This is a genomic window from Pseudarthrobacter sp. 10T415, from assembly GCF_056394175.1.
Genome location: NZ_JBFTHJ010000017.1, coordinates 25637 through 45344, shown reverse-complemented (window position 1 = coordinate 45344; position 19708 = coordinate 25637). Strand labels below are relative to the sequence as shown.

Here is a 19708-nt window from a genome sequence, read left to right as displayed (position 1 = left end):
GTATCAGTCTGGTGGTATGGGTGGTGTTCCCGTCCGGCGCCGCCGGAGCCGGGGTCCTAGCCGCCCTGCGGTGCCTGGCTGGCGATGATTTTGAAGGTGGCGCCGGTGGGGTCGGCGAGCATGGCTACCCGGCCGAAGTCGCTGTCCTCCGGGCCGTCCAGAACGGTGGCGCCCATTGCGGTGGCCTGGGCGATGCTGGCGTCCGTATCCGCCACGGCGAAGTAGACCTGCCAGTGCGAGGGTACCTCGGCCGGCAGGTATCCGGAAGCGTCCAGGATCCCGGCCTGGGCGGACATGCCCGATCCCAGGGTGGTGTACCGGAATTCCGGCGAGTCACTCATGACTTCGGTGTCCCAGCCGAAGACCTCCTGGTAGAACCGCACGGCGGCGTCGTAGTCCTTGGCGTGCAATTCATGCCACGCCGCGGAACCGGGCTCGGCCACCAGCTCGTAGCCCTTCATCTCCCGGGGCTGCCAGACGCCGATGGAGGCGCCCGACGCATCCCCGAAGATTGCCATGAAGCCCTGCTCCGGAACATCCATGGGAGGCATGTAGACCTGGCCGCCGTGGCTGCCGACGGCTTCGGCGGTGGCCGCGGCGTCCTCGGTCCGCAGGTAGGTGGACCAGACGTCCGGCATGGCCGCCATGCCGGCATCCTTCTGCATGATCCCGGCAACTGTCTTGCCGTTCTTCCTGGCGGTGGTGTAGCCGCCGTACTTCTCTTGGTCGCCCGTTTCGAATTCCCATCCGAAGAGCTCTCCATAGAACGAACGGGCGGCGGCAACATCGGAGGTCACGAGGTCAATCCAGCAAGGGGCGCCGGGGGTGGATATGGGGCTCGGCATAACGGTCTCCTGTCGCAGTGTGCGGAAAGGTGCGCGGAAAGGTGTGCGGAAAGGTGTGTGGAAGTGGGGGAAGCCGGTCACCCTGACCCTATGTGCAGGCACTGACAGCGATCAAGAGGCCTGCGCGCAGGAGGCCGCCAACGCATCCCGGCCAGGTCAACCGAATGAAGTCCGGACTTAAAACGAAGGACCCCCGCCTGCCGGTTTGCCGGCGGGCGGGGGTCCTGATCGCGGAAGGTAAGAGATTCGAACTCTTGGTACGGGGTTACCGCACACTGGTTTTCAAGACCAGCTCCTTCGGCCGCTCGGACAACCTTCCTCAACGAGTAGTGTTTCATAGGCACTTGCCTGCAACAAAACAGGCCCGCAGTGCATACCCGGTGCACACTGGTTGGACCGGTATTGAGTCAGGAACAGGGAGTGGTCCATGAAAGCCGTCTACATTTCGGAACCGGGAGGACCGGAAGTACTCGAGGTACGCGAGGTCGAGGCCCCGGTGCCCGGCCCCGGCGAGGTGCTGATCGATGTCGTGGCCGCCGGCCTGAACCGTGCTGACGTGCAGCAGCGCCGCGGGTTCTACCCGCCGCCGCCCGGCGCATCGGAGATCCCGGGACTGGAAGTTTCCGGCCGCATTGCAGGGTTTGGTACGGGTGTGACCAAGCCGTTCTCCCTGGGCGACAAAGTGGTGGCGCTGCTCGCCGGCGGCGGCTACGCGCAGCAGGTTGCCGTCCCCGCGGAGCAGGTCCTGCGGCTGCCCGACGGCGTTGACCTGGTCACGGCAGCATCCCTCCCGGAGGTGGCTGCCACGGTGTACTCGAACCTGGTCATGACGGCCCAGCTGCAGGCCGGGGAAACCGTCCTCATCCATGGCGCCACCGGCGGGATCGGCACCATGGCCATCCAGCTGGCCAAGGCCTACGGCGCGAAGGTGGCCACCACGGCCGGCACCGATGAGAAGGTCAGCACCGCCAAGGCCTTCCTGGGTGCGGACATTGCCATCAACTACGCGGAAGAGGACTTCCCGGAAAGCCTCCGCCGGCAGAACGGCGGCAAGGGTGCCGATGTGATCCTCGATGTGGTGGGCGCCAAGTACCTGAAGCAAAACGTCGAGGCGCTCGCCGAATACGGGCGCCTGGTGGTCATTGGCCTGCAGGGCGGCACCAAGGGTGAACTGGACCTTGGTGAACTGCTCAGGAAGCGGGCCGCGGTGGTGGCCACGGCCCTTCGCCCCAGGCCGGTAGCCGAGAAGGGCGCCATCCTGAACGAGGTCAGGGACCACGTCTGGCCGATGGTGGCGGACGGCAGGATCCAGCCCCTGGTGGCCAAGACGTTCCCGCTGGACCAGGTCATCGCAGCGCACGAATACTTCGACAGCGGCGACCATGTAGGCAAGGTCCTGTTGGTGATGTGATCGTCGGATAGATACTGAGTATTGCTTGATCGGAATCCACGGGCTAGGCTCAGCTATACGCGGTATGCACAGGTCTTGGGGGCCTGTGCATACCGGTTAGTGACTAAGCCCGGGGGAGCACCATGTCCATACGCCACAGCCTCCTCGCCCTGCTGCAGGACCAGCCGCGCTACGGCTACCAGCTGCGGGTCGAGTTCGAAAACCGCACGGGAGCCACCTGGCCCCTGAACATCGGGCAGGTCTACACCACCCTGGACAGGCTGGAGCGCGACGGCCTGGTGGCCAGGGAAGGTGACGACGGCGGCGGCCATGTGGTCTACAGCATCACCGCCGAGGGCGCCGCGGAAGTGCACGGCTGGTTTGCCGCCCCCGTGGAGCGGAACAACCCGCCCAGGAATGAACTCGCCATCAAGCTGGCGCTCGCCGTCACCCTTCCCGGCGTGGATGTCCAGGCCATCATCCAGGCCCAGCGGGTGGCATCCATCCGGGCACTGCAGGACTACACCAAGGCCCGCCGCGACACCGCCGCCAACCAGCGCACCGCAGACACCGCCTGGCTGCTGGTGCTCGATTCGCTGATCTTCCAGACTGAGGCCGAGGTCCGCTGGCTGGATCTCTGTGAAGCCAGGATGGTCCAGCAGGCACAATCGGCCAGCCAGGGTGCCGCACGCAAAACGTCCAACGGGGTCACGGAAGACGCCGCCCCGCTCACCGCGGACAACCGGCGGTGAGCGTCCGCGGGCCGCAGCAGGTCCTTGAACTGGCCAGGGTGAGCAGGAGTTTCGGGGAAGGCGCGACGGCGGTCGCCGCGTTAAGGGACGTGGACCTCACCATCGCAGCGGGCGAGTTCGTCGCCGTCATGGGCCCTTCCGGCTCGGGAAAATCCTCACTGCTGGCGCTGGCCGGCGGACTGGACCGGCCGACGTCGGGCGGTGTCTTCGTGGAGTCGACGCCGCTTGCCGGACTCGGCCTCAACGAGCTTGCCAGGCTGCGCCGGCGTGCGGTGGGCTACGTGTTCCAGGACTTCAACCTGGTTCCCACACTGACCGCGGCCGAGAACGTGGCTCTTCCGCTGGAACTGGACGGGACAGCAGCCAGGAAAGCGGGCCGGCAGGCGCTGGACGCCCTCCGCCAGGTGGGCATCCCGGAACTCGCGGACCGCTTCATGGACCAGATGTCCGGCGGCCAGCAGCAGCGCGTCGCCATTGCGCGGGCCATCGTGGGCCAGCGGCGGCTGATCCTGGCTGACGAACCCACCGGTGCGCTGGACTCCACCACCGGCCATGGCGTCATGGAGGTCCTCCGCTCCCGCGCGGACGCCGGTTCCGCCGTCATGCTCGTCACCCATGAAGCGCGGCACGCAGCCTGGGCGGACCGGGTGGTTTTCCTGCGCGACGGCCGGATTGTGGACCAGGCGGCGGCCATGCACGATCCCACGTTCCTCTTGACGCAGGCCGGCCTCTGATGCCCCACCTGTACCCGCCGCTGGAGCTGGCTGCGGCGCCTGGAGCGCGCCGCAGCAGCTTCCGCATCGCGGTCCGGATGGCCCGGCGGGATATTGCCCGGCACCGGGGCCGGTCCTTCCTGATCGTCCTGCTGATCATGTTGCCGGTGGCCGGAATGACCGCTGCAGGCACCCTGTACCAGAGTTCGCAGCGGACACCGCAGGAAATTGTGCGTTACGAACTGGGCAACACCCAGGCACGCTTCGTCGCTTTGCCGACGCCCAATGGGGACTCCATCCAGGATCCGATGAACGACGCCTACGTGCGCTCCAGCACCGGAGAGCTGGACCCTGGGTTCGTTCCCACAGACCCGAAGGCCCTGCTCCCGTCCGGCTACGGGGTGCTGCCGCTGCGGCAACTGCAGCTGACCACCTCCGTGGGGGAGGCGATGGTCACGCTGAACGGCGTGCAGGTGGACGCGCTCCACGAAGCTTTCGAGGGAAAATTCACCCTCCTGGACGGCCGGGCACCGGAAAACGGTGCAGAGGTTCTGGCCTCACGCGGGCTGCTCGAGCGGTTCGACGTGGAACTTGGTGAGGAATTTACGACGTCGGCGGGGACCTTCGTCCCAGTGGGCACCATCCGCGACGCGGACGCTTCGGATAACAACAGCACGCTGTACCTGAAGTCCGGGCAGGTGCCCGCAGGATTTGTCCCGGGGCCAGCTGCCCCGCAGGCTGTCTCCTACTATGTGACAGGCCCGGAACCGGTGACCTGGCAGCAGGTCAGGGAGGCCAACAGCAGGGGCGTGGGAGTGCTGTCCCGCAGCGTGGTGCTGGATCCGCCGCCGCCGGGCGAAGTGACAGTGCCCGGGGCCCGGCCGGCCGGAGTCCCCTCGGAAACCGTAGCCACCTACGCCACCTTCGCTGTGGTGGGTGCCCTTGCCCTGCTGGAAGTCGGGCTCCTGGCAGGGGCAGCGTTCGCCGTCGGGGCCAAGCACCAGGTGCGTGAACTCGCCCTTCTTGCGGCGTCCGGAGCCGAAGCACCCACCATCCGTGCAGTGGTCACCGCGAGTGGCCTGTGGCTCGGCGGCCTGGCCGTCACGGCCGGCGCCGCTGCCGGCGTGGCAGCTGCGGCCGGGGTGGTCTGGTGGGTCCGTTCCACCGGTTCCGCACGGCTGGCGGGAGTACACGCGGACCCGATGCTGACCTCCCTTGCCATGCTGATGGGCTTGGCAGCCTGCATCCTTGCCGCCCTGGCGCCGGCCAACCTCGTTGCCCGGCAGGCACTGCTGGGTGCGCTCAAATCCGGACGGGCACCGGCAGCAAGCGGACGGCGGAGCACGATCGCCGGGGCGGCTGTGCTGCTGGCGGCCGCCGGGCTGCTTGCCGCAGGCTGGACCCTGGGCAGCTCGGCCAAGGATCCCGACCAGCGGGCACAGCAGGCCGCCGCAGTTTCCGCGATGCTGGCCGGGGGAGCGGTCCTGGCGGTGGTGGCCCTGGTGCTCCTGACCGGATGGCTGACCGCAGCCCTGACATCCCGCACCCGGGCCATGCCGCTGCCGCTGCGCATGGCGGCCCGGGACTCCGCCAGGAACCGGAGCCGGACCGTCCCGGCGGTGGCGGCCGTCCTGGCCGCCGCCACCCTGGCAAGTGCGGCCCTGGTGCTGTCATCCAGCCAGCTGGCAGGGCAACGCCTGTCGCATTCCTGGAGCGCACTGGAGAACCAGGCGTACCTGCCGCTCAGCCTCGCGCAGCCAGCGCTGGCGGACGGCACTGCCGCACCGGCCGTGACCGTCGACCCGCAGCGGCTCTCGGCAGCCGTCTCAGGCGCACTGGACAGCGTCTCCTGGACCAGGACAGTCACCACCCCCGCGCCGGTGGAAAACTGTGGCTTTGGGGACGGCGCAGATCCCGGCGCACCCGTGACGACTGAAACGTCCAACTGCCTCCTCTACGCCCTGGCCAGGCCAAGCGGCCAGGAATGTCCGGTCACGCCCCAACGGCGCGTCGTGGACCCGGACGACTGGCGGTGCCGCGGCTCCATGTCCTCAGACCCGGCATCGGACCGGTCCATCCTGGTGGGCGGCGCCGACGATATCCGTGCCATGTTTGGTCGCGACGCCGGGGCGGACATCATCGCCGCGCTGGACGCCGGGGCCATGGTGGTGACCAACCCTGCCTTTGTCCGCGACGGAAAAGCCGAGCTGCAGGGCCTGGACGTGCGCACCCAGCAGCCGTCGCCGTCGGACGGGTCCATCGTCCACGACGCCGTCACCAGCACCGTCCTGGATGCCGTCATCCTGGAACCTGCGGTGGCCGTGCCGTACTACGGCATCGTCTCGCCGGCCACGGCCGGGCGCCTGGGCCTTGCGCCGGAAACCGCCGGGCTGGCCATCCAGCTCAGCCGTCCCCCTTCGGCGGCCGAGGTTGACGCGGTGACCGGTGCGGTGGCGGGCGTCGTTGGCCAGTCCGGCCTGGGATTCTGGGTGGAACCGGGGATCCCCAAAGACCAGGCATGGATGGGGTGGCTGATCGTGGCCATCAGTGCCCTGATCACGTTCAGCGCAGCCGGGATCACCACCGGGCTTGCCCTTGCCGATGCCCGGACGGACCACGCCACGCTGGCAGGGGTGGGGGCGGCTCCGCGGCTGAGGAAGGCCCTGGCGGCGGCCCAGGCGCTCTTCACCTCAGGCCTGGGCGCTGTGCTGGGGGCCGTGGCCGGGACGGTTCCCGCGGTGCTCATCGTCGCTTCCACGGAGATGCGTTCATCGCTGGAGGTACCCTGGCTTCCCCTGGCGGCCATGGTGGTGGCCATCCCGCTGACCGGATCAGCCCTGGCCTGGGCCTTCACCAGGTCTGCGCTGCCGATGACCCGAAGGGCGCTCGGCGGCTGATCCTGATCCACGGAGGATGCCGTGCGCACGGTGGGCCGCAAGCGATTCCCGTGGCGCGCCTCTTTCAGCCGGGGCCAAGGAAGCCTAACGTGGAATTCACAGGCCGCCCGTCCGCCGTCGTTCGTCGCCGATTGCCTGCCGCCTGCCGCATAACCCCGGGCACCCGGCAGAACCATCGCCGCCCGCACCCCCGGGTTCGGTAGGGTGCCTCAGAGCAGATCCGCACGAATCTCGAGGAGGAGACATGGCCACAGCGCCAGAGAACAGGTCCGGTTCATCGGGGCGGGAGGGCGCGGTGGATACCGACCCGGCGCTCCCACCCACAGCAGTGGACGAGGCCGTCCGCGAATCCGAAGACAACAAATGGACCCCGGGAAAGATCGCGCTCTGGGCTGCGATCTCCCTGCTGGGCGGCGTGGCATGGTTCATGCTCGCCATCGTCCGGGGCGAAACCGTCAATGCCATCTGGTTCGTTTTCGCCTCAGTGTGCACCTACCTGATCGGGTACCGGTTCTACTCCAAGGTCATCGAACGGTTCATCACCAAGCCAGATGACCGGCGGGCAACCCCCGCCGAGTACAAGGCCGACGGCAAGGACTACGTCCGGACGGACCGGAACGTCCTGTTCGGCCACCATTTCGCAGCCATTGCCGGCGCCGGCCCCCTCGTGGGCCCGGTCATCGCGGCGCAGATGGGCTACCTGCCCGGCACCATCTGGATCATCGTCGGCGTGGTCCTGGCCGGTGCCGTGCAGGACTACCTGGTGATGTTCTTCTCCATGCGCCGCGGCGGGCGTTCGCTGGGCCAGATGGCCCGCGAGGAACTTGGCGTCATCGGCGGTACCGCCGCCCTGGTTGCAACCCTGCTGATCATGGTGATCATTGTCGCCATCCTGGCGCTCGTCGTCGTCAATGCCCTGGGCGAAAGCCCGTGGGGCGTCTTCTCTGTCGGCATGACCATCCCCATCGCGCTTTTCATGGGCGTCTACCTGCGCTACCTTCGGCCGGGCAAGGTCATGGAAGTTTCCATCATCGGATTCGTCCTGCTCATGGCCGCCATCATCGGCGGCGGAATGGTTGCCGGAACCGCCTGGGGCGTGGACGTCTTCACCCTGGACAAGGTGACCATCGCGTGGGGCCTCATCGTTTACGGCTTCATCGCCGCCATCCTTCCCGTCTGGCTGCTGCTGGCACCCCGTGACTACCTGTCCACGTTCATGAAGATCGGCGTGATCGTCATGCTCGCGCTGGCCATCATCGTGGTCCGGCCGGAGATCAACGTCCCGGCCTTCAGCGAATTCGCCAGCCGGGAGAACGGTCCCGTGTTCCCGGGCGCGCTGTTCCCGTTCCTGTTCGTCACCATCGCCTGCGGTGCGCTGTCCGGATTCCATGCCCTGATTTCCTCCGGCACCACTCCCAAGCTGATTGAGAAGGAGCGTCAGACCCGGTTCATCGGTTACGGCGGCATGCTCATGGAGTCCTTCGTCGCCATCATGGCGCTGGTGGCGGCCATCTCGATCGACCGCGGCCTCTACTTCGCCATGAACGCTCCGGCCGCGCTGACCGGCGGAAGCGTGGAAACGGCCGCCACCTGGGTCAACAGCCTGGGCCTGGCCGGCGTCAACATCACCCCCGAGCTGCTCACTGAGACGGCGCGGAACGTGGGCGAGCACAGCATCGTCTCCCGCACCGGCGGTGCCCCCACCCTGGCCGTCGGCCTGGCCCACATCATGCAGCAGTTCATCGGTGGTACGGCCATGATGTCTTTCTGGTACCACTTCGCCATCATGTTCGAAGCCCTGTTCATCCTTACCGCTGTGGACGCCGGCACCCGCGTGGCCCGGTTCATGCTGCAGGACTCGATCGGCAACTTCGTCCCCAAGTTCAAGGAAGCCTCCTGGCGTCCCGGTGCCTGGCTCTGCACGGCCATCATGGTGGGTGCGTGGGGTGCGGTCCTGCTGATGGGCGTCACCGATCCGCTGGGCGGCATCAACACCCTGTTCCCGCTGTTCGGCATCGCCAACCAGCTGCTGGCCGCCATCGCCCTCTCCGTCTGCCTGGCCATCGTGGCCAAGCGCGGCACCTTCAAGTACCTGTGGATCGTCGCCCTGCCGCTGGCTTTCGCGGCGGTGGTTACCATCACGGCCAGCTATCAGAAGATCTTCTCACCCACACCCGCCGTGGGGTACTTCGCCAACAACGCCGCATTCAGCAAGGCCCTGGCTGACGGCAAGACGGAATTCGGCACCGCCAAGACCGTTGCCGCCATGGAAGCCGTGGTCCGCAACACCGCCATCCAGGGCTGGCTGTCAGTGATCTTCGTGGTGCTGAGCATCATTGTGATCGCGACGGCAGTGCTCGCCACCGTGAAGGCGTTCCAGAACCGGGGTACGGGCGCTGAGAAGGACAACGAGGACCCGGCCCTGCCGTCCCGCGTGTTCGCACCTGCGGGACTCATCCCCACAGCTGCCGAGCGCGAATTGCTGGCCGAATGGGAGAAGGTCCCGGCCAACCTGAGGTTCGAGCGGGCAGGCCACCACTGATGAGCGCGCCAATGGCAGTTCTGTCCACCGGGTTCCGTGGTTTCGCACGGTACCTCAGCGGGGTGCTCGGCGCGGATGCGTACGCCAAGTACCTGGAACACCACCGGGCTTCGGGGCACAGCGGACCGCCGCTGACGGAGCGGGAGTTCTGGCGCGACAGGACCGACCGGCAGGACGCCAACCCGCAGGGCCGCTGCTGCTGATTTAGCCCTCAGCGGACGCCGCGTCAGGCGGGTTCATGGAGTGAAGTTCCTTCGGATCGCTCATGAGAGTATGAACGCATGAGCGATCCGAAAGACACCCCGTCAGCTGAGGACCTCCCCGTCGAAGGAACCACCCTTGACGACAACGAACCCGCAGTGCCGGCGGAAGCCGGAGCACCGGCCGGTTCGCGGGACGGCCGCAGGCCCAAGGGCAGCAACCTGCAGGACCTGGTGGACGAGCCGGCCAAGGTGATGCGGATCGGCACCATGATCCGCCAGCTCCTGGAAGAAGTGAAGTCCGCCCCGCTGGACGATGCCGCCCGGGAACGGCTGGCCGAGATCCACGCACGCTCCATCAAGGAGCTCGAGGACGGCCTGGCACCCGAGCTCGTGGAGGAACTGGACCGCATCAGCCTCCCCTTCTCCGATGAAAACACCCCTTCCGACGCCGAGCTCCGGATTGCTCAAGCACAGCTGGTGGGCTGGCTTGAAGGGCTGTTCCATGGAATCCAGACGGCCATCGCGGCCCAGCACGCTGCCCGGGAGCACGCTGCGGCACAGATGCAGCTGCGCCAACTTCCACCGGGAACCGTGATCGCCCCGGGTGTGGTGATCGGGGAAAACGGTGAACCGGAGCGTGCTCCCGCGGGGGCGGCCCGGCCGGGTGCGCCGGCCAATGCCGGCAAGCGCGATGATCCGGACCACGGTCCCGGACAGTACCTGTAGGTTCCGGTTGGGTTTTTTCAGCGCCGCCAGGCAGGGGCGCAAGGACGACGCGGAACTGGGCAAGGGGTTGTGGCGCCGCGCGCACGACCGCTTCCACCGGGGACTGGACCGCTTCCACCAAGTGCTCGAGGGCGTTGAGGACGACCAGCTGTACGGCGAGCTGGTGGAGATCGCCAACGAACTCGCTGCCCTGCTTGACCGTGTCCGGGCCGTCTGCGTTGAAGCCCAGCGCCGCTCACCCAGTGACGGCCTGGACATTCCGGCTGCCCTGTCCGGCGTGCACCGCGCCCTGTCCAAAGCCGGCAACTCGCTGGCCACCACAGCCGAGGCTGCCGCCATGCTGCGGCTCGCCGTCGGGCCCGTACCTGTAGGCGCAGCTTCTGTTCGCCGGCGCGCGGAAGCCGTCTTCGAACAGGTTGCCGACGCCGAGCGGCACCTTGCCGGGGAAACCTCCTAGCCGCAATTTATTCCCGCTGCCGGGGGTGACTTTCCGCGTTAAGCGCCTGGCTGACAGACCGGGAATCACGTCATTTTGAGGCCCGCCGTTTGGCAGGATGAAGTCATGACTCTTTCACCTACACTCACTTTCAACGACGGAAACACGATCCCCCAGCTCGGCTACGGCGTGTGGCAGGTCGAAGACGGCGTGGCTGAGAAGGTGGTCCGGCAGGCATTCGAAGCTGGCTTCCGCCACATCGACACCGCCAAGATCTACGGCAACGAAGCAGGCGTGGGGCGCGCGATCGCCAGCTCCGGCCTGACCCCCGAGCAGATCTTCATCACCACCAAGCTGTGGAATGCCGATCAGGGCTATGAGTCCACGCTGGCTGCCTTCGAGGAATCCATGGACCGCCTCGGCCTGGAAACCCTCGACCTCTACCTGATCCACTGGATGCAGCCCAAGCAGGACAAGTACGTCGACACCTGGAAGGCGCTGATCGAGCTCCAGAAGCGCGGCCGGGTCAAGTCCATCGGCGTCTCCAACTTCACCGTCGACGGGCTGCAGCGGCTCATCGACGAAACCGGTGTTGTCCCGGCCATCCACCAGATCGAGCTCCACCCGTACTTCAGCCAGCGTGAGCTGCGCGAATTCGGTGCTTCCAAGGGCATCCTGACCCAGGCCTGGTCACCTCTGGGCCAGGGCGGCGAGCTCCTGGAAGACGCAGCCGTTGCCGCTATCGCCGCCAAGCACCAGGCCACGCCGGCGCAGGTTGTCATCGCCTGGCACCTCGCCATTGGCAACGTGGTGATCCCGAAGTCGGTCACCGAATCCCGGATCCGCGAGAACTATGCGGCACTCGACGTCACGCTGGACGCTGAGGACGTCGAGGCCATCAACGCCCTCGACCGGACCGCCAGCGGCGAAGGCAGGATCGGCCCCGACCCGGCAGTCTCCGACTTCGCGTAAACCAACCTCTCCGCAGTGAGCGCCCCGCCCTGGCCGGCGGTCCTGCTCAACAGGGACGTCGAACCCGCACCACCTGGCTGGCCCAGGCGGTGCGGGTTCTTCTGTTGCACGGGCCTCCTCGTGGCGAATAGCCGGCCCGGCCCAAACCTGTGGGGTCAGGCGGCAATGCGGACGGGCTCGACGCTGACCGCATCGATCACTGCCCAGCCGTCCTCACCGGAGCACTGCCGGTCGGCGAAACGCTGCGCATCCACCATGGTGTCGAAGGACTCAGAGCGTGTACGGCCGGAGTCGGCGTCGAAGTACGTGACGTGAAATTCCTGAACGGTGTTTTCCATAAATCCAGTGTGCAACCGGGGTCTGACATTCCACGGAATCAGCCCCGCGTGTTGCCCTGTGACAGGGGCCCAGCGCACATCACGGTGCGTTGTGGCGGCACCGCCCGGCCCCGGAACTCCGGCTAGGCTTTCACCATGGAGGTTAGCGATTCCCCGGACCGGGACAACGCCACCAGGCACATTAATCGTGAACTGGCACGGCGGCGCGGCTGGATGTTGACGGTGGCGGTGGGGTTCGCCCTGCAGATCCTCAGTGTGGTGCTGGGACTCAAGTCCGTGGCGCCGCTGTGCGGCAGCCCGATGATCCCGCACAGCGGGGCAGCCGAACTGTCGGATGCGCAATTGCACACCACGGGCCTGGCGGCCGAGTGCTACCGGAGCATCGACTCCGCCGCTGTGCCCATTTGGATGCTGATGGGGTTCGGCATTGGCCTGGTCCTGGTGGGCGTGGCCATCAGGATCGTCGGTATCCGGCGGTCCCTCGCCGCTGTAGCCGCCTGAGGGGACGGCCACCCTAAGACTGCTGCTCGTAGGGGCGTATAGAGCCGGCCGGCTACCCAGCGGGTTGGGGCCTTCGGAGTCAGGTTCCGGCCTCGCGGCGGTCCAGCCGCAGGACCCGTTCCTGGGCCAGTACGGCTGCCCTGGCCGCCTTATCCGCCGCCCGCGCTGCCTGTTTGGCCTCCGCGGAGATGGCAACAAGGCGCTTCTTCGACTGGTCCAGCTCAGCCTCGGCCGTTTTCAGGCGGGCGCGCAAGTCCGCCGTTTCCTCCTGCAGCCCGGCAATGTCCCCAGCCGTCTGCTCCGCCTCCGCCTGAAGGTCCACGGCATGGCTGGCCGCTTCGGAGGCTTCTTCTTCGGCCGCCTCCAGCGCCGCCCTGGCCCTTTCCAGCAGAGGGGGCGACGCCGGCCGTGGCGTCTGCCGGACGGCCTCAAGGCGCGGCCTGGTGGGCCGGGGCTGGGACCCGGCTTCCGGCGTCGTGCGCTGCTTCTTTCGTGGCCGTGGTTTTTCGGAATCCGTCTTCCCGGACGTTGGCACCGAGGCAAGGACCGGGGGAGCGGCAGCCGGTGTTGCGGGGAGGGCGCCGGGTACGGCCACCGTTCCATCCAGGTCTGCGGCGCTGACCCCGTCCGCGGACAGGGTCTTCAGGAGCCTGCCGCTGCGAACAGCGGCCGCGGCCCCTTCATCGGCAGTCAGGGCACGCAGTGTTTCCTCGACGTCCCCGGCAATAGTGTCGCTGAGTTGCCGGCCTTGACCGCGGACAACAGCGCGGGCGGCGTCGACGGCGGACGCCAGCAGGGTGCGCCGCTCACGCCCCAGGTCGCGAAGGGCGGGGGCATCAAGGGACGCCTGCGCTGCACGCATGCGGGACCCCAGATCCGCGAGTTCGTCGAGGATGTCTGGCCGCTGCAGGACGAGCCTGTTCACAGCCCAGGCGCCTACCGACGGTTTGGCAAGTCCACGGACAGCCGCCCCCAGGCCCTTATCCCGGGCGGCGGCCTCCTTGGCCGCCGCCGTCCGGGCCGCTACGAAGTCGTCCAGGGGACAGGCGTACAGCCCGTTCGCGATCCCGGCCAAGGCCTCTTCATCCATGTCCGCCATCATAGGCGGGCGGGCTGGGACGGGTACGGAGGGCCGGGCGGGCGCTGCCGCGGACCGGACCGCCGGGGGCCCGTGAGCCCTGTTGCTCCGGCGCCGTGCACGGTATGTTGCTCGAATGGACGATACATATCAGGTCATCGTGGTTGGCGGCGGTTTCGCCGGGAAAGCTGCCGCCCAGGAACTCGGCCGCAAGGGCACCCGGGTGCTGCTGATTGATGCCAACAACTACCACCAGTTCCAGCCGCTGCTGTACCAGGTGGCATCATCGCAAATCGGTGTCTCCGCAGTGGCCCGCCCGCTCCGTGCGGTCTTCCGCAACATCAAGGGGGTTCGGGTCCTCACGGCAGAAGTCACCTCGGTGGACGCTGCCGCCCGCACCGTCACCACTGCCGACGGCACGCAGTTCAAGGCACAGATCCTCGTCCTCGCCACAGGCGCTGTCCCGAACTTCTTCAATACCCCGGGCGCCGACAAGCACGCCTACCCGCTCTACTCCGTGGCCGACGCCACGCGGCTCAGTGCTGCCCTGACGGAAGTCCTCGACGAGGCGGACCGGGGAGCCGGCGGGAGTGCCGACGTCGTGGTGGTAGGCGGCGGCCCTACAGGGGTGGAAACGGCCGGCGCCCTGGCCGAGAACGTCAAATACATCGTGCCGAAGTACTTCTCCTCCGAGCTCGCCGCCCGCTGCCACGTCCACCTCGTGGACATGGTGCCCAACGTGCTCATGGCGTTCTCGGAAAAATCGCAGGCCTACACCAGGGACAGGCTGGTGAAGCTGGGCGTCCAGCTGCACATGGGCCAGAGCGTTACCGAGGTCCGTCCCGACGGCGTGACGCTGGCGGACGGTACAGTGCTGCCGGCACCCATCGTTGTCTGGGCCGGCGGCCTCCAGGCAGGCAAGATCATCGCCGAATCAGGGCTCACGCAGGGGAAGGGCGGGCGTATCGACGTCCGTCCGGACCTGACCGCTCCGGGAGTGGAGGGCGTCTACGTCCTGGGAGACTCTGCCAACATCACCGACGCCGCGGGGGCCCGGCTCCCGCAACTGGGGTCCGTGGCACAGCAATCAGGGAAATGGGCCGCAAAGAACATCCACGCTGACCTCACCGGAGGTACCCGGCAGCCCTTCCGTTACCTCGACAAGGGGTACATGGCCATGGTTGGCCGGGGCGCCGCGGTGGCAGAGTTGGGCCCCCAGCGCATCCAGCTGCAGGGGCCGCTGGCGTTCCTGTCCTGGTTGGGCGTCCACCTTGCCCTGCTGCCCGGCGTCCAACAGAAAGTCCGTGCCCTCTTCTCCTGGGCGGTGGGCTACGTGACGCACAGCCCGTCCCAGGTTGTGGTGGGGCGGCCGGACTAGGTCCGAATAGCCACGCCGTTCGTCCCAGGCTGCATGGCGGCGTGGGGCCGGTGAGGATTTTGGACCATGGAAAAAGGGGTGGGAGCCGGCGGCGGCTGGAGGAGGCACCGCACTCGCGGACAGTGCCATCGCCGCCGACTCCACGCATCACGCTAGGTCCGAGACCTGAACGAAACCCGGGTGAAAACTGCATCTTTCCGCAAAGCTGCCGTGCACCTTCGGTGCAGACGGCTTCGAAAGATGGTGCGGGCCGGCGACGGCTGGGGGAGGTGCTGGTCTCCATCAAGCACCATCGCCGCCGGCTCCGCTCACCACGCTATGGCCTCAGCAGCCGCGGCGCCTGAGTAACCGGTACGTGTTTTCGCGAACCCCGCTACGTGTGCTGCTCCCGGGCTCTGACCTGGCCGGAGGATAGGCTAAGTCGCATGATGTTGGGGGACTCACGGAAGCAGGCCGCGGTGCCGCGAATATCGACCCAGCACGCAGTCCGGTCAGGGTGTGACTTGCGGTGCGTCCAGGCTGCCCCGGGTGGCCGCGTGACGGCGCAATGAAGAACTGGGTTCGGCAGCATCCGTATTTGGCACTTGCGGCCGGCTACGTCGTCTTTTTCTTCATCGCCGGTGCCATCTGGTGGGTTTTTAACCCGGGGGATTTGGCCGACGCCGCCGTCCACGCCGCCATGAACACGCTGGTCTACTGGCTTCTGGCGCTGTTCCAAATACGCAACCTGCGGAAAACCAGCGCACGCCTCAAAGAACATGGCCAGCTCAGGGCCTATATCCGCTATCCGGAGTCCCGCCCCGGTTCCCTCAGCGGTATTTGGAACCAGGGGATTGTGACGCCCGCTGCCGGATCAATTCAGTTTCAGCCAGCGGTCTACGACAACCTTGAAGCGTCCGGGCGGGCCACCACACTCACTGTGGAAAAAGTGCTTCCGCAACGGTGGAAGGTCACCGGCAAGGACCGCAAATACATCGGATCGTTCGGGATGTACGCAGTGACCGCCCTGACAGATCACGGCAAAGTGGAGATAGCGGCGGGCCCTGAGTCGTTGGACCGTCTCGCCGAGGCCCTTGAGGGCTGAAGGGCGTCGAAGCCTAAACCGGTCGGGGCAGCCGACGTTGCGGGGAGGAGCGCCATCGTCAGCGTTCCGAAGATGGGCTTAACCAGCGAAAAACCCCCCACAGCCCTCCAACGAGGGGCAATAGGGGGTTTATCCCGAGCTTCCTATCAGAATCGAACTGATGACCTTTTCATTACGAGTGAAACGCTCTACCGACTGAGCTAAGGAAGCACCGCACGAAATTTCCGGAAGAATCCGGGCGCTTCATGCAAGAGTCAACTGTAATGGAGTCTCCGCGCCCGGGTCAAAATGGCGGGCGCTGCCGCGGGTGAGGCCTTCAGCACACCGTGTTGTCGGCCGGAACCTGTCCACTGACCAGGTAGCTGTCCACCTTGTCCTCGAGGCAGCTGTTGGCCCTGCCGTAGGCCGTGTGGCCCTCGCCCTTCCACGTCAGCAGCGAAGAGTTGCCGAGCTGTTTCCGCAGCGACGACGCCCATTCCACAGGGGTGGCGGGATCACCGGTGGTGCCGATGACCACGATCGGCGACTCACCCGTGTACTGGACGGGTGCAGGCGTGCGCACGTTCTTGTACGGCCAGTCGGCGCAGTTGATGCCGCCGTAGGCGAAGAAGTAACCCAGGGTGGGGGACTGCTGCATCAGCCGCTGCTGCTCCGCCCGCATGGACGCAGGATCGGAGTCCATGGGGTAGTCCAGGCAGTTGATGGCGTTGAAGGCGAACGTCGAATTCGACGTGTAGCTTCCGTTGGTGGACCGGTCAGCGCCGAGGTCGGACAGGCGAAGCATCAGGCTCACGTCCCCGGTCATCGCCGCGTCCAGGGCCTGGGTCAGGGCGGGCCAGCTCTGGTCGTTATACAGCGGCGTGATGAGGCCACTGACGAACATATTGGCGTTGACCACCCGGCCGTCCTTGGCGGTGCGGGGCTGCTGCTCCACGGCGTTGATCAGGTCGCGGATCTGCTGGACGCCGCCGTCCACTCCGCCGGTAAGGGGGCACTCCTTCTGCTGCTGGCAGCTGGCCACGTAGGTGCGGACCGCTTTTTCGAAGGCCACGGCCTGGCCGCTGGTCAGTTCCTCATTGCTGATGGAGGGATCCAGCGCACCGTCGAGCACCATGCGGCCTACGTTCTTCGGGAACAGCTGTGCGTAGGTCGAGCCGAGGAATGTCCCGTAGGAGTAGCCCAGGTAGTTCAGCTTCGTGTCGTTAACCACGGCCCTGAGGATGTCCAGGTCCCTGGCTGCGCTCTGCGTATCGATGTGGGCCATTGACGGGCCGGTCTGCTCAGCGCACTGTTCGGCGATGACCTTGTTGTCCGCCCGGGCCGCCGCGAGGCCGGCGTCGGTCTCCAGGTCGTAGATCTTGGCCCTTGCCGCATCACGTTCCGCGTCCGTCATGCAGGTCACCGGGGCGGACCGCTTAACGCCGCGGGGGTCGAAACCGACGAGGTCGTAGGCGTCACGGACGGGCTGGGAAAAGTGGGTGGCTGCCGCGTCCTTCACGAAGTCATACCCGGATGCGCCGGGGCCGCCCGGGTTGACCAGCAGGCTTCCGGTCTTCTTGCCAGTGCTTGAAGCCCGCAGCGCGGCCAGCTGGATGGTTTCGCCGTCGGGAGCCGCATAGTCCATGGGCACTGTGACCTTGGCGCACTGGAACTGGCCTTCGCATGGCTCCCACACGATTTCCTGCGAGTAGAACTTCTCAAGCCCCGCGGGCGCGGACGCCACGATGGAGGGATCTGCCTTTGCGGTGGCGGTTTCCTGCTGGCGGTCGCCCCCGTTGATGAGGCTGCAGGACGCCAGCACCAGGGCAAGGGCCATGGCCCCGGCGGCACGGGCCGCGGACACCAGGGGTCGTCGGCGTACGGGCAGGGGGCGGGCAGTCATCGGGTCTCCTTGGAAGGCTGGATCAGGCTGGCTGCCATGGACTCAATGGCCAACAGCGGGGCAACGTTCGTGGTGGTGATGCGTTCGCGGGCTTTGTTGATGGCGTCCATCCGGGCAAGCGTGACTTCCGGAGTGGAACGGGAGGCGAATTCCTCCAGTTCACCCCTGAGCTCAACGTTTACCAGCTCAACGGCATTCCCCATCTGGATGATCAGGACGTCCCTGTAGAAGGACATCAGGTCAGTGAGGGTGCGGTCCAGGGAATCGGTAATGGACCGCTTGGCCCGCCGCTTCTGGTCGTCCTCCAGCTGCTTGACCTGCGCCCGCATGGCAGGCGGAAGGGTGCCGGATTCAGGTGCGCCGAGGGTGGCGAGCAAGGCGGCTTTCTCGGCGGCGTCGCGTTCTTCATTGGAACTGTTTGCCTCGGCGGTGGCGATCTTTACGAGCTTGTCCGCCATCATGACCGCCGCGGTAACACCCCGCAGGCCCAGCGGAAACCTGACAGTTTCGAGCCGGCGTTCGCGCGCAGCAGGGTCCCGCGCCAACCGGCGGGCGATCCCCACGTGGCTTTGGGCTGCCCGGGCTGCCCGCTCCGCCACCGCGGGATCGACGCCGTCGCGCTTCACCAGGAGTTCCGCGACGTCGGCCGCGGGCGGCAATCGCAGCGCCACGCTGCGGCAGCGCGACCGGATGGTGACCAGGACGTCGGCCGGCGAGGGGGCGCACAGCATCCAGACCGTCCGGGGCGTCGGTTCCTCGATGGCCTTGAGCAGGACGTTGGTGGTTCTCTCGGCCATCCGGTCCGCATCCTCAACCACGATGATGCGCCAGCGTCCGGCGGATGGCCTGTTGCCGGCGGTGGCCACCAGGTCGCGGGCTTCGTCGATGGTGATGGTGAGCTTTTCCGTCCGGACGAACGTCACGTCCGAATGGGTTTCGCCCAGGATGGTCAGGCAGGCGTGGCACTGCCCGCAGCCGCGCAGGTTCACGTCTTCCTGGTCGCAGTTCAGGGCGGCCGCGAAGGCTTTCGCGGCGTTGGAGCGCCCCGATCCCGGCGGGCCGGTGAACAGCCACGCGTGCGTCAGGCCTTCGCCGCTGGAAGCCTGGCGCAATTGGTCGACGACGGCCGGCTGGCCCTGGAGGTCATCCCAGACGGTCACGGGGTGCCGCCGCCGTGCGCGCCGGCAGCGGGTGCGGCACCTGCTGGTTCGTTCCCGTGTGCTTCCAGCAGGCCGACCACGCGATCGAGGATCATCGCGGCAAGGTCATTGACCGGAAGCCGGGCAGGCAGCACCAGGTAGGACGCCGGCCGGGCCGCAGCCAGGTCAAGGAAGGCGTCCCGGATGCGGGCATGGAACTCGTCAGCTTCGGATTCCAGGCGGTCCTCCGTTGCGTCGCCCGCAGTGCGCCGGGTCCTGCCGACTTCCGGTTCCACATCGAGCAGGACGGTGAGGTGGGGCTGAAGGCCGGAAGTTGCCCATTCGTTCAGCGAGCGGACTGCATCCATGCCGAGGTCCCTGCCGGCTCCCTGGTACGCGACGGAGGAGTCGATATACCGGTCGGTCAGCACAATGTCGCCGCGCTCCAGCGCCGGGCGGATCACCTGGCCCGCGTGGGCGGCCCTTGATGCCGCGAAGATCAGGGCTTCCGTGTGGGCGTCGATGTGGCCATGGCCGTGGTCCAAAACCAGGGACCGGAGCTTTTCGCCGATGGGAGTGCCGCCGGGTTCACGGGTCCGGAGGACTGTAAGGCCGCGGCTTTCGAGTGCTTCGGCGAGCCTTGCCGCCTGGGTGGACTTGCCGGCGCCGTCGCCGCCTTCGAACGCGATGAAAAGTCCGGCACTCTGTTTGTTCACTGTTCAAGCCTACCGATCGGCCGGGACAATCAGTGTCCCGGCCATGGGCTTTGTGGACAGTTTCACGGCGTCTCACGCTTCGCGCGGGCTTTTCCGGCGGTCAGTGGACGAACAGT

The 19708-nt window shown here is 67.0% G+C and carries 18 protein-coding genes and 2 tRNA genes; 12 read left to right on the top strand and 8 right to left on the bottom strand.

The window, feature by feature from the left end:
* Positions 1 to 56: 56 nt before the first annotated feature.
* Complete coding sequence (locus tag AC1DBN_RS17765) at positions 57 to 845, bottom strand: VOC family protein (protein WP_314216443.1); 789 nt, start codon at positions 843 to 845, stop codon at positions 57 to 59.
* A 231-nt stretch (positions 846 to 1076) separates the two neighbouring features.
* Positions 1077 to 1164 (bottom strand) — tRNA-Ser (locus tag AC1DBN_RS17760).
* A 108-nt stretch (positions 1165 to 1272) separates the two neighbouring features.
* Between AC1DBN_RS17760 and AC1DBN_RS17755 the strand changes: the two genes are divergently transcribed.
* From AC1DBN_RS17755 to AC1DBN_RS17715, 9 genes are all read left to right on the top strand, one after another.
* Entirely contained in the window at positions 1273 to 2256 is a 984-nt protein-coding gene (locus tag AC1DBN_RS17755) for an NAD(P)H-quinone oxidoreductase (RefSeq protein ID WP_091718229.1), read from the top strand.
* 122 nt (positions 2257 to 2378) lie between these two features.
* Positions 2379 to 2987, top strand: a complete 609-nt coding sequence (locus tag AC1DBN_RS17750) for a PadR family transcriptional regulator (protein WP_091718231.1) — start codon at positions 2379 to 2381, stop codon at positions 2985 to 2987.
* On the top strand, positions 2984 to 3721 hold the full coding sequence (locus AC1DBN_RS17745) for an ABC transporter ATP-binding protein (RefSeq protein ID WP_091718233.1): 738 nt from the start codon (positions 2984 to 2986) through the stop codon (positions 3719 to 3721). Before AC1DBN_RS17750 ends, AC1DBN_RS17745 begins: the two co-directional genes overlap by 4 nt.
* Positions 3721 to 6597, top strand: a complete 2877-nt coding sequence (locus AC1DBN_RS17740) for a hypothetical protein (protein ID WP_477723797.1) — start codon at positions 3721 to 3723, stop codon at positions 6595 to 6597. The genes AC1DBN_RS17745 and AC1DBN_RS17740 overlap by 1 nt, the downstream gene beginning before the upstream one ends.
* A gap of 244 nt (positions 6598 to 6841) precedes the next feature.
* On the top strand, positions 6842 to 9139 hold the full coding sequence (locus tag AC1DBN_RS17735; RefSeq protein WP_477723796.1) for a carbon starvation CstA family protein: 2298 nt from the start codon (positions 6842 to 6844) through the stop codon (positions 9137 to 9139).
* Positions 9139 to 9342 carry a YbdD/YjiX family protein gene (locus AC1DBN_RS17730; RefSeq protein WP_091718238.1) on the top strand — a complete coding sequence of 68 codons (204 nt, stop codon included), beginning with the start codon at positions 9139 to 9141 and terminating at the stop codon, positions 9340 to 9342. The genes AC1DBN_RS17735 and AC1DBN_RS17730 overlap by 1 nt, the downstream gene beginning before the upstream one ends.
* Positions 9343 to 9420: 78 nt before the next feature.
* A complete protein-coding gene (locus tag AC1DBN_RS17725) occupies positions 9421 to 10068 on the top strand; it encodes a bacterial proteasome activator family protein (protein ID WP_477723795.1) in 648 nt (215 codons plus the stop codon).
* 7 nt (positions 10069 to 10075) lie between these two features.
* Positions 10076 to 10525, top strand: coding sequence for a hypothetical protein (locus AC1DBN_RS17720; RefSeq protein ID WP_091718242.1), 450 nt, complete (start codon positions 10076 to 10078; stop codon positions 10523 to 10525).
* A 105-nt stretch (positions 10526 to 10630) separates the two neighbouring features.
* A complete protein-coding gene (locus AC1DBN_RS17715) occupies positions 10631 to 11476 on the top strand; it encodes an aldo/keto reductase (protein WP_091718243.1) in 846 nt (281 codons plus the stop codon).
* Between the two features lie 155 nt (positions 11477 to 11631).
* On the opposite strand, the gene AC1DBN_RS17710 is transcribed toward AC1DBN_RS17715, so the two are convergent.
* On the bottom strand, positions 11632 to 11814 hold the full coding sequence (locus AC1DBN_RS17710; protein ID WP_091718245.1) for a hypothetical protein: 183 nt from the start codon (positions 11812 to 11814) through the stop codon (positions 11632 to 11634).
* A gap of 135 nt (positions 11815 to 11949) precedes the next feature.
* Between AC1DBN_RS17710 and AC1DBN_RS17705 the strand changes: the two genes are divergently transcribed.
* Positions 11950 to 12315, top strand: coding sequence for a hypothetical protein (locus AC1DBN_RS17705; RefSeq protein WP_091718246.1), 366 nt, complete (start codon positions 11950 to 11952; stop codon positions 12313 to 12315).
* Positions 12316 to 12394: 79 nt separating this feature from the next.
* Here the strand turns inward: AC1DBN_RS17705 and AC1DBN_RS17700 are convergent, their stop codons facing one another.
* A complete protein-coding gene (locus AC1DBN_RS17700) occupies positions 12395 to 13405 on the bottom strand; it encodes a hypothetical protein (RefSeq protein WP_231994452.1) in 1011 nt (336 codons plus the stop codon).
* A gap of 124 nt (positions 13406 to 13529) precedes the next feature.
* Between AC1DBN_RS17700 and AC1DBN_RS17695 the strand changes: the two genes are divergently transcribed.
* On the top strand, positions 13530 to 14771 hold the full coding sequence (locus AC1DBN_RS17695; RefSeq protein ID WP_314216441.1) for an NAD(P)/FAD-dependent oxidoreductase: 1242 nt from the start codon (positions 13530 to 13532) through the stop codon (positions 14769 to 14771).
* Positions 14772 to 15348: 577 nt separating this feature from the next.
* Positions 15349 to 15855 (top strand): hypothetical protein, encoded by a 507-nt coding sequence (locus AC1DBN_RS17690; protein ID WP_314216440.1) that lies wholly within the window; start codon positions 15349 to 15351, stop codon positions 15853 to 15855.
* 137 nt (positions 15856 to 15992) lie between these two features.
* Here AC1DBN_RS17690 and AC1DBN_RS17685 read toward each other — a convergent pair.
* The 4 genes from AC1DBN_RS17685 to tmk form a co-directional block, all read right to left on the bottom strand.
* Positions 15993 to 16065, bottom strand: a tRNA-Thr gene (locus AC1DBN_RS17685).
* A gap of 106 nt (positions 16066 to 16171) precedes the next feature.
* Positions 16172 to 17737: an alpha/beta hydrolase gene (locus AC1DBN_RS17680; RefSeq protein ID WP_477723794.1), complete on the bottom strand. Its 1566-nt coding sequence runs from the start codon at positions 17735 to 17737 to the stop codon at positions 16172 to 16174.
* Entirely contained in the window at positions 17734 to 18897 is a 1164-nt protein-coding gene (locus tag AC1DBN_RS17675) for a DNA polymerase III subunit delta' (RefSeq protein WP_091718316.1), read from the bottom strand. Before AC1DBN_RS17675 ends, AC1DBN_RS17680 begins: the two co-directional genes overlap by 4 nt.
* Complete coding sequence (gene tmk, locus AC1DBN_RS17670; RefSeq protein ID WP_091718318.1) at positions 18894 to 19592, bottom strand: dTMP kinase; 699 nt, start codon at positions 19590 to 19592, stop codon at positions 18894 to 18896. Before tmk ends, AC1DBN_RS17675 begins: the two co-directional genes overlap by 4 nt.
* Between the last annotated feature and the right edge of the window lie 116 nt (positions 19593 to 19708).

Coding starts and splice junctions, on each gene's coding strand:
- AC1DBN_RS17695 (WP_314216441.1), top strand. CDS start 13,530: ATGGACGATACATATCAGGTCATCGTGGTTGGCGGCGGTTTCGCCGGG.
- AC1DBN_RS17730 (WP_091718238.1), top strand. CDS start 9,139: ATGAGCGCGCCAATGGCAGTTCTGTCCACCGGGTTCCGTGGTTTCGCA.
- AC1DBN_RS17725 (WP_477723795.1), top strand. CDS start 9,421: ATGAGCGATCCGAAAGACACCCCGTCAGCTGAGGACCTCCCCGTCGAA.
- AC1DBN_RS17750 (WP_091718231.1), top strand. CDS start 2,379: ATGTCCATACGCCACAGCCTCCTCGCCCTGCTGCAGGACCAGCCGCGC.
- AC1DBN_RS17700 (WP_231994452.1), bottom strand. CDS start 13,405: ATGGATGAAGAGGCCTTGGCCGGGATCGCGAACGGGCTGTACGCCTGT.
- AC1DBN_RS17735 (WP_477723796.1), top strand. CDS start 6,842: ATGGCCACAGCGCCAGAGAACAGGTCCGGTTCATCGGGGCGGGAGGGC.
- AC1DBN_RS17740 (WP_477723797.1), top strand. CDS start 3,721: ATGCCCCACCTGTACCCGCCGCTGGAGCTGGCTGCGGCGCCTGGAGCG.
- AC1DBN_RS17755 (WP_091718229.1), top strand. CDS start 1,273: ATGAAAGCCGTCTACATTTCGGAACCGGGAGGACCGGAAGTACTCGAG.
- AC1DBN_RS17680 (WP_477723794.1), bottom strand. CDS start 17,737: ATGACTGCCCGCCCCCTGCCCGTACGCCGACGACCCCTGGTGTCCGCG.
- AC1DBN_RS17765 (WP_314216443.1), bottom strand. CDS start 845: ATGCCGAGCCCCATATCCACCCCCGGCGCCCCTTGCTGGATTGACCTC.
- AC1DBN_RS17705 (WP_091718246.1), top strand. CDS start 11,950: ATGGAGGTTAGCGATTCCCCGGACCGGGACAACGCCACCAGGCACATT.
- AC1DBN_RS17715 (WP_091718243.1), top strand. CDS start 10,631: ATGACTCTTTCACCTACACTCACTTTCAACGACGGAAACACGATCCCC.
- AC1DBN_RS17710 (WP_091718245.1), bottom strand. CDS start 11,814: ATGGAAAACACCGTTCAGGAATTTCACGTCACGTACTTCGACGCCGAC.